The organism is Oribacterium sp. NK2B42 (assembly GCF_000424445.1).
GTDB lineage: Bacteria > Bacillota > Clostridia > Lachnospirales > Lachnospiraceae > Oribacterium.
The window spans coordinates 39,497-48,706 of record NZ_AUJX01000033.1 but is presented as its reverse complement, the minus strand read 5'-3'; the positions used below and the strand labels follow the sequence as shown (position 1 = coordinate 48,706).

7 protein-coding genes and 1 pseudogene are annotated in these 9,210 nt (G+C 43.0%); 5 read left to right on the top strand and 3 right to left on the bottom strand.

All coding sequences use genetic code 11. The features are described from left to right. The first annotated feature begins 380 nt into the window (after positions 1–380). From G625_RS0109660 to G625_RS0109645, 4 genes are all read left to right on the top strand, one after another. On the top strand, positions 381–1,415 hold the full coding sequence (locus G625_RS0109660; protein WP_029200966.1) for an aldo/keto reductase: 1,035 nt from the start codon (positions 381–383) through the stop codon (positions 1,413–1,415). A 92-nt stretch (positions 1,416–1,507) separates the two neighbouring features. After that, the gene (gene amrS / locus G625_RS0109655; protein WP_029200965.1) at positions 1,508–2,368 is read left to right on the top strand and encodes an AmmeMemoRadiSam system radical SAM enzyme; all 861 of its coding nucleotides are present in this window, start codon (positions 1,508–1,510) and stop codon (positions 2,366–2,368) included. 192 nt (positions 2,369–2,560) lie between these two features. Beyond that, entirely contained in the window at positions 2,561–3,649 is a 1,089-nt protein-coding gene (locus tag G625_RS0109650) for a hypothetical protein (RefSeq protein ID WP_029200964.1), read from the top strand. A gap of 15 nt (positions 3,650–3,664) precedes the next feature. Beyond that, positions 3,665–3,862, top strand: coding sequence for a hypothetical protein (locus G625_RS0109645; protein WP_029200963.1), 198 nt, complete (start codon positions 3,665–3,667; stop codon positions 3,860–3,862). A 106-nt stretch (positions 3,863–3,968) separates the two neighbouring features. Here the strand turns inward: G625_RS0109645 and mnmA are convergent, their stop codons facing one another. Then, entirely contained in the window at positions 3,969–5,027 is a 1,059-nt protein-coding gene (gene mnmA / locus G625_RS0109640) for a tRNA 2-thiouridine(34) synthase MnmA (protein WP_029200962.1), read from the bottom strand. Between the two features lie 226 nt (positions 5,028–5,253). Here mnmA and G625_RS19255 point away from each other — a divergent pair. Beyond that, positions 5,254–5,976: pseudogene (locus G625_RS19255) on the top strand (transporter substrate-binding domain-containing protein); the annotation flags it as partial. 162 nt (positions 5,977–6,138) lie between these two features. Here the strand turns inward: G625_RS19255 and G625_RS0109630 are convergent. Then, complete coding sequence (locus tag G625_RS0109630; protein WP_029200961.1) at positions 6,139–7,281, bottom strand: M20/M25/M40 family metallo-hydrolase; 1,143 nt, start codon at positions 7,279–7,281, stop codon at positions 6,139–6,141. Positions 7,282–7,584: 303 nt separating this feature from the next. Continuing rightward, positions 7,585–8,886, bottom strand: a complete 1,302-nt coding sequence (locus G625_RS19250) for a hypothetical protein (protein ID WP_049895833.1) — start codon at positions 8,884–8,886, stop codon at positions 7,585–7,587. Between the last annotated feature and the right edge of the window lie 324 nt (positions 8,887–9,210).

Here is a 9,210-nt window from a genome sequence, read left to right as displayed (position 1 = left end):
GGGTATGACCCGAACGCACCACCACCGGCGGTTCCACCTGCCGAAACCGAACGCTGCGAATGAGGGGCCGGAAGGCTGGCTTTAGTACGGACGCAAAGTCCAAGTCACGAGATGCCTTACCGATTGCCCCATCATTCTACAGCCTAAGCAACAAGATGGCCATGCTCATAACTGGCTGCTATGTTTCATGACCATCTTTATAGTAGTAGTCACGAGAATGCGGCGGCAATTATTCAACAAGTATATTCCTTATAACCTTATCTTAAATTGTCGAATATAAAAGTAGTATAAGTATTTTTTCAGATGTATTCAGTTAGAATTTGAAGAATAGTTTTTATCGTATTTTATTTGAACCTAAGTTTAAAAACGGAGAGAAAACTATGAAAAACGTGGTATTGGGAAGAACTGGAATCGAAGTGCCCCAGAACGGGTTCGGAGCATTACCTTTACAGAGGGTTTCGGTTGAGGAGGCTGTAAAGATTTTGAGACGAGCTTACGACGGAGGCATTCGCTTTTTTGACACGGCAAGAGCCTACAGTGACAGTGAGGTGAAGCTAGGGGAAGCCTTCGGAACGGGATATGTGGATCGTAAAGACATATACATTGCTTCGAAGACCAAGGCTACAACACCGGAGGATTTTTGGAAGGATCTGGAAACAAGCCTTTCAAATCTTAAGACGGATTATATTGATATCTATCAGTTCCATATGATGAATACCTGCTACAGACCGGGTGACGGAAGCGGCATGTATGAATGTATGGAGGAAGCAAGGCGTCAGGGGAAGATACGTTTTATTTCCGGAACTGCTCACAAGTATGGAATCGCACAGGAGCTTATCGAGTCGGAGCTTTATGATACGGTTCAGTACCCCATGAGTTATTTGGCTTCGGAAAAGGAAATCGAACTGATTGAGTTTGCCAACCAGCATAATGTTGGCTTCATCTGCATGAAGGGTCTGGCAGGTGGTCTCATCACGAATTCAAAGGCTGCCATGGCTTTCATATCTCAGTTCGAAGGCGCAGTTCCCATCTGGGGAATACAGAGGGAGTCAGAGCTTGAGGAGTGGCTTTCCTATATGGATGAGACACCGGTCATGGATGACGAGATCTTTAACTTCATTAAGTCAGAGCGTGACGAGCTTATGGGAGAATTCTGCCGGGGCTGCGGCTACTGTATGCCATGTACGGTTGGTATAGAAATAAACAACTGCAACAGAATGTCTCTGATGCTGAGACGGGCACCCAGCAAGGGCTGGTTCAGTGAACATTGGCAGAAAGAGATGGAGAAAATCGAAGACTGCGTTAATTGTGGAAAATGTATAAGCAAATGTCCGTACGAGCTTCAGATACCGACACTCCTCAGGAAGAACCTGGAGGACTACAGGGAGGTTCTGAAGGGGAACAGGAAGGTTTGATACCGGAGTAAACCACCGTGGACGGTTCTCGCCGGCGAGAACCGTCCACGGTGGTTTACTGGTATATTATAAAAGGTTTTGGGAGACCAACTATGGCAGAATGTAATGTATGTTTCAGACATTGTCATATCGATGAAGGGAAATATGGGTTTTGCAAAGTGAGAACCTGCAGAGGTGGAAAAATTGTCCCTGACAATTATGGGAAGGTAACATCCATAGCACTGGATCCCATAGAGAAAAAACCTCTTAACAGGTTTTTCCCGGGGAGCATGATAGTTTCCGTGGGAAGCTATGGCTGTAATCTGAGATGTCCATTCTGTCAGAATTACAGTATTTCATGGGCTGAGGAAATTGAAAAGTGGCCTGAAAAGGCTAAAAATATTTCCCCGGAGGAGTTGTGTCGTATAGCTGTAGCAGAGAAACCTTATGGAAATATCGGAGTTGCTTTTACTTACAATGAGCCCCTGGTTTCCTACGAGTATGTTCTGGATACAGCAAGACTGTTGAAAGAGCATGATTTGAAAACAGTTCTTGTTACAAACGGCATGGCAGATGTTTTGGCTGTCGGTGAACTTTTCGGATACGTTGATGCCATGAACATCGATCTAAAGGGCTTTTCGGATCATTACTATGAGAATCTCCTGAAGGGAAACCGTCGGATGGTTATGGATTTCATCAGAGAAGCGGTGAAGCATTGCCATGTGGAAGTCACGACTCTTATCATCCCCGGTGAAAATGATACCGATGATGAGATATTTGAACTTAGCCGATGGATACGCGAGCTTACAGATAATGACGGAAATCAGATTGGCGAAAATATTCCCCTTCACCTGTCCAGATTCTTTCCAAAGTTCCATATGACTGACAGAGACGCCACAGATGTAGCTAATGTTTACCACTTAAAAACAGTAGCAGAAAAGAATCTGAAGTATGTGTATACGGGGAATTGCTAGTTGTAAAAAAAGAACCCAATGACACCTGATAATAGAGTGCCATCGGGTTCTTTTTTTGTAACCTGAAATCAGTAAAGTATTGAGCCAAAAGTAAAATATTGATATCATAGTAATGAAAAGTAAAAAAACAACCCTTTTAGTAATGAAACGTAAAATTATCTGATATATAGTAAAAAACATGGAGGAAAAGTAATGACACCCAAAATTGATCCGTTTACCAGAACTCCGGGGCTGGCAGGCAAAGCATATATAGATACAGGTATTGCTGATACTGTAATTGCAAATTTTAAAAGTGATGAATCTGAAAAACATGTTTATAAGATCACAGGCCTTCGTGGGTCCGGCAAATCAGTTGAATATGGAAGGATTATGAAGGCGTTAAAGGAAGAGAAAAACTGGCTTGTATATAACCTTTCCTCTGCCGGAAATACAATTGCTACATTTCATGATCTACTTGCAAGCGAAAAAGGTTTAGGTATAAATAACAAGACAATTGAAAAAAGTTTCAGTGCATCTCTCGGAGGAAGTTTTCATGGTGCGTCAGGAGAAGGGAGCGTAAAGGTCACAAATACAAAAAGCATTGAAAAGTTTCATAAATCCGAAGAAGCTGCAATAATAAAAATGATAGAGACAGCCAACAAAAAGAAGTACAGGATACTTGTTGGGATAGATGATATTTCCAAAACAGAAGAAACAGTCAAGCTTCTTTCGATAATAGGGTCAATGATAGTTGTGGGAGCAGAACTCTATCTTGTTGTGACAGGACTCTCGGAGAACATTGAAGAATTTTCAACTGAGAAAAACCTTACCTTTTTTAAAAGAGCTGACGCTATTGAAGCAACTACTCTAAACAAATACGACATAGTGAACAGATATCAGGACTTACTTGATATAGACTCATTTGAAGCCAAAAAGATTGAACAAACAACACGGGGTTATGCTTATGCGTATCAGGTTCTTGGTTCATTATATTTTTGCAAAAAGGAAAATGAGACTCTTGAAGATCTAATGCCGGCCTTTGAGAACATAATGTTTAAAGATTCATATGATATGATATGGCAGAAGCTGACAGAAGGCGAAAAGGAAATGGTCAGATGCATCTGTAAAACAAAAGATGGGAAAACAGAGGACATAAAGTCTTTGATGAAAAATCCGGCATCATATAATGTATTCAGAAATAATCTCATAAATAAGCATCTGGTGGATGGAAGTAAAAGAGGATATTTGAAAATAAATCTCCCCAGATTTGACAATTTCGTTGAACTTTGGGGTGATGATTAAAGGGAGGAAATAATTATGTTAACTATATCCGCTGTTTTGCTGCTGAGCTTTCTGACGGCCTGTGACATGGCATCCGGTATCAGCACGGTGGAAAATAGCGCCAGCACGACGGAAAATAGTATCAACTCAGCGGAAAATAAACAGGAGGACGGAGGCGGCATCGAAGGACTTCGTATACATGGCGGCTCTGGCATACCCGCCAACAGAAGTTGAGCATTAAAAAAACGGAAGAAGTAGTCATTACCTTTTGCGGATGCGAACAGGAAGACAGGGTTGTCAGTAAAGGTTTGAAATGATAATGGGTGATGATTTGTTTTTGTCAGCAGATTACTCCTCCGCCGATCACACAGTCGTTTTCATCATAGAACACCGCGGCCTGTCCCGGAGCGGCAGCCCTCACGGGAGAGTCAAAATGTACCTTTATATGGTTATCATCCATCCGCTCAATGTACGCTCCCTGACCGGGATGATGATAGCGGACTTTAACATTACAATGAAGCTTCCCGGTAAGCTCAGGAATACTCATAAGGTTAATGTCTCCGCATATTATCTCATCACTGAAAAGCGACTCTTCACTCCCGATAACAACCTCGTTACGGTCGGCTCTTATTGCCTTTACATAAGCAGGATATCCCAGCGCGATACCAAGACCCTTTCTCTGACCAACGGTATAGTGGATGATGCCTTTATGAACTCCCAGTACATTTCCTTCTTCATCAACAAAATTACCGGCCTCAGGCATAGGCGCATCCGAGTACTCTGCTATATAGTCAGTGTAGTTTGTACCCTCACTGACAAAACATATTTCCTGGGAATCCGGTTTTTCCGCAACCGGAAGACCGGCCTCCGTCGCGATATTCCTGACTTCATCTTTGGTAAGCTTCCCGAGAGGCATCAGCGTTGCCCGGATCTGATCCTGGGTTAGGGAATACAGCATATATGTCTGATCCTTTTTTGCATGAAGCGCCTGCTTAAAAGTGAACCTTCCGTTTTCAAGCTTCACCACCTCGGCATAATGTCCGGTGGCTATGTAATCCGCCTCCATTACCTTTGCCACATAAAGCATCTTGTCCCATTTTACGTATCTGTTGCATCTGGTGCAGGGATTCGGGGTTCTGCCTGAGATGTAGTCATTGACAAAAGGTTCTGTAACGTTTTTCTCAAATTCCGCAATGCAGTTGAAGGGATAATATTTAATCCCAAGCTTCCATGCCACCCTTCTTGCATCATCGATCTCGCAGCATCTGCTTTCTTTTCCATCCTTTGACTGCCAGGTACGGAGGGTCACTCCTATAACCTCATGTCCTTCCTGCTTCAGCAGATATGCAGCAACCGCACTGTCCACTCCTCCGGACATGCCTACAATAACCTTTGACATATATAATCCTTTCTGATTCCGGGTCAGAATCATTTTCCCCGGTGGTATTGCAGTTTTGATCTATTACCTATTATAGCGATAGGTAATATTTATATCCAGTGATAAAACACCGGTATTATACGAACTGGCACCAAGGTGGCATAATCTCATTATGAAATTGAGGAAATCAAAAAGGGTTTGGGGAGTCCCTTTACGATGAACCGGTTTCCAAAAGGAGGAGAAGATTATGAAAAACAAGATTATTGCAGCAGTACTTGGCACCGCAGTAGTGGCAGGAACATTGGCAGGATGCCAGACAAACAGTGTTCCGGCAGGCACTGAAAAATCAACGGAAGCCGAGGCAAAGGGGGACGGCAAAGTATATAGAACTCTTGATGAGATCAAGGAAAGCGGAACCATCAACATAGGAGTTTTTTCAGACAAAAATCCTTTCGGATATGTTGATGAAAACGGTGAGTACCAGGGCTATGATGTTTATCTCGCAGAGAGACTCGGCAAGGATCTGGGAGTAGAGATCAATTATGTATCAACTGAGGCAGCCAGCAGAGTTGAGTACCTGGAGACTGGCAAGGTAGATATCGTACTTGCCAACTTTACGGTAACCGAAGAAAGAGCAGAGAAGGTTGATTTTGCACTTCCTTACATGAATGTTGCACTGGGAGTCGTATCACATAATGATAATGTTATCGAGAGTCTGGATCAGATCTCCGCGGATGACCAGGTTATCGTAATTTCGGGTACTACAGCTGAGACTTATCTTGAAAAGGAGTATCCTGACATCAAGCTACAGAAGTTTGATACTTATGCGACAGCCAAGACAGCTTTTGAAAACGGAACCGGTGTTGCCTGGGCAAACGATAACACAGAGGTTATCGCTTACGCCATCGAGAATGAGGGATATACAGTCGGTATCCCTTCACTCGGAAGCCAGGATACCATCGCACCTGCTTTCATATGAGAGGTAATAAAAATCCGGTTCTCAATCACGAGAACCGGATTTATTTGTTACTATTAAGGATTGTGGAACCCGAAAACAAACCATTTCCATCCATTACCTGTAGCTTGCCAAAACAGTACATACTAGGCTGATGTACAGCGATTTTTTATATTATCATTCAAATAATCTTGATTTATATGTCATGAGATTTAACGTTAGTTCCGCGGATCGGTACAGATCCTTCAGATATACATATTCTTTAGTGGAATGAACCTTTTCCATTCCGCAGGCATTAACTATGGTTGTAATGCCAAATTCATTTAACACATTGGCATCGCTTCCTCCCAGAGTTATCACAAGCTCCGGATCAAGCCCGGTCAGTTTTGCTGTTTTAACAAACCTCTTTACAACTTCCTCATCCTTCGAAACATTATATGCCTTAACATGTTCTGTGAAAGAGAAGCCCAATTTCGCTTCCACTTTTGATGAGCATTCTCTGAAAATTTCATTAATCTCATTTATCTGCTTCAGAGCCTTTTCGTGGTTAAGGCTTCTTACCTCACCGGCAAGCTTTATTCTCTCGGGCACAATGTTTCTGGCAGTTCCGCCTTCTATAGTACCTACATTAACTGTGGTATTTTCGTCCACCCTTCCGGTTTTGATATGAACCAGGGCTTCTGCTGCCACGTTTAATGTATTGATCCCTTCCTCTGGTGCAAATCCTGCATGTGCAGCTTTGCCTGTGATGTTTGCCTGAAATGAGACGATGGAAGGAGCGCATATGGCACTGCTTCCGATGGGCCCCGTAAGATCGAGTGCATATCCAAACTTTGACTTAATGAGATCATAGTTAAAATTGACGGACCCTACGCCAAATACTTCCTCTGCAACGGTGAAGAGGATTTCAATATCCGGATGATCCAGATTCTTTTCTTTAATAACGGATATCGCTTCCATTATAGAAGAAATTCCCGATACATCATCCGCTCCTAGAACAGTGTCCCCCTGAGAAGTAATGAATCCATCTTCCGTTATTACGGTTTTTTTATTGATCCCGGGAGACACGGTATCCAGATGAGCTGTAAAAAGGATTGGTTCTCCGGGAATATTTCCTTTGAAAAAGGCATAGATATTTGGATGGGAATCCGGGTGCTCTTTCAGATAAGTTTCTTTGGTAGTATTTTCCGTGTCAACCTGAAGCCCGAGATTTAAAAGCTTGCCTGTAACATATTTCCCAATCTCTTTTTCTGAATATGACTCACTGTCAAAAGCGACAAGTTTCAGAAATGATTTTTTTAAACGATTTTCATTAATCATATTTTTCATGCCTCATCTTCGGGAACATTGACCTGTTAAAAGATCGATTTATACGGGACCGCTCCCACTGTATTATGGTTTGTTGAATGCTGTACTATGATTATGCCGTATAAATGACTGACAGTAAATTATGAGCAATTTATCTTGGGGTATAGGCAATACCTATTACGACCTCTAAAAGACAAAAATTAGAAAAAATCCGGTTCTCGTAATTGAGAACCGGCCTTGCTTATTTTGGAGAAATCCACCGTGGACGGTTTTCGCCGGCGAGAACCGTCCACGGTGGATTTCTTTTTACTGTCTTTACTTTTTGACATTCTGCGGTTTTTCCGTCTTCTCGGTCTTGTAATACAGGAAACGGTCAACATTGGCAGCTAATTTCAGAGAACTGTCCTTTAAATATCCCGCTGCAGTACGCTTAGGAGCGATGGTGTTCATGGCGCCCTTAAGTCCGTTTGCGTACAGCCATCCGACGAGAAGAGCGATCACTGCAGCGATCAGTTCTCCCGTAAGTGTTATTCCGTTTGAAGTAAAGAGTAAAGAAAATGCAGAGCATATGATGAAAGCTATGAGCCAGGCAATGCCCATATATTTATAGTATTTACCCATATCTATAGGAAGGCTGCCCACCAGCTTGCCGCTCTGACCGTTTATACCGAAGGTATAGGATTTGCCTTCGTATTTTGTGGTCATCATCCATACCGGAAGCATGGCGTATTCTGCCTTGGCGTTTGTGAGGTTAATGCTTTCGCTTTTCTGCGTAACCTCCGTATACCCGTTCACGGCATCCCGCATCTTGCTTCTGAAGGAGTTCTGGACTCTTTCATTGGCTCTGGGCTGAGCGTCACTTTCCTTTACATCATAGCGGTCAGCAAGATAGCCTGAGAAGTAGGCGGGATCATATTCCGTTGCTTTATCAAAATCAAAGGGCTCCAGGGAATCCATTGTGGCATCATCCATTTGGGATGCGGCATCTACAGGGATTCTGTTAAAGTCCATCTCTCCGGATCTTGTGATGTGATAATGATTCTTTCTCACATATGTGTAGTTCGCATCTTCCCAGCATTTTGCCTTAACTCCGTCGAAGGAAACAGAACCGGAGGCATGACAGCTGTAAAGCCAGAAGGGTACGTAAATACCCGTAATCTTTTCTATACGGTTTCCGGCTGTAAAGGAATCCGGCAGAAGCTTTTTGCCTCTGGTGAATTCCTTCAGTTTTTCACTTGCCTGCTTTTTACCTACGGCAAAGGGGATCATCAGATCCGGGCGGTACAGCCCCTCGAAGGACTGAGGAATGATGGAGGGATTTCCGCAATACGGGCATTCTGTTGCGGCAGTATTTTCATCCGCAACCATTTCGGCTCCGCAGGACTGACATCTGTAACCCTGCACCTTTCCGTTTTCATCACTGATTATCTGTTGATCCGCTGTGTTCCACACCATATTATTGCCGCCGGTTGAATCCTTCAGAGATTCTTCGGCAGCCTTTATCTGTTCCATGCTGAACTGTGAGCCGCAATACTCACAGGTCATCTCCTGTACCTCTCCGTTGTAAACCAGTTTTGCTGCGCAGCAGGGACACTTAAAGTTCATTACATTACCCATATACACACCCCTTTATTATGATTTTGCTTTAAATTTTCACGAATTTAAAATCCATCTGAATAATATTGTAATATTTTTTCTCCGAATAAGGAATGTTTTTAATACAAAAAAGGTATATAAGGATGTCCGGGATCGGCTCCCGCAGGTGAGAACCATTCCTGATGTGTTCTCATAAAATGGTGTGATAAAGTGGTTAACTATTGGCTGAAAAGAACACACCAAGGGTGGTTCTAATAGCTATGTAAGAAGCCTTATCAGAAGAGAAGACAGTCAGGATGATCCAAACAGCACTGAACTCCACGGAGGACAGTTCATACTTAACGG

Coding starts and splice junctions, on each gene's coding strand:
- G625_RS0109630 (WP_029200961.1), bottom strand. CDS start 7,281: ATGATTAATGAAAATCGTTTAAAAAAATCATTTCTGAAACTTGTCGCT.
- G625_RS19250 (WP_049895833.1), bottom strand. CDS start 8,886: ATGGGTAATGTAATGAACTTTAAGTGTCCCTGCTGCGCAGCAAAACTG.
- G625_RS0109650 (WP_029200964.1), top strand. CDS start 2,561: ATGACACCCAAAATTGATCCGTTTACCAGAACTCCGGGGCTGGCAGGC.
- G625_RS0109645 (WP_029200963.1), top strand. CDS start 3,665: ATGTTAACTATATCCGCTGTTTTGCTGCTGAGCTTTCTGACGGCCTGT.
- amrS (WP_029200965.1), top strand. CDS start 1,508: ATGGCAGAATGTAATGTATGTTTCAGACATTGTCATATCGATGAAGGG.
- G625_RS0109660 (WP_029200966.1), top strand. CDS start 381: ATGAAAAACGTGGTATTGGGAAGAACTGGAATCGAAGTGCCCCAGAAC.
- mnmA (WP_029200962.1), bottom strand. CDS start 5,027: ATGTCAAAGGTTATTGTAGGCATGTCCGGAGGAGTGGACAGTGCGGTT.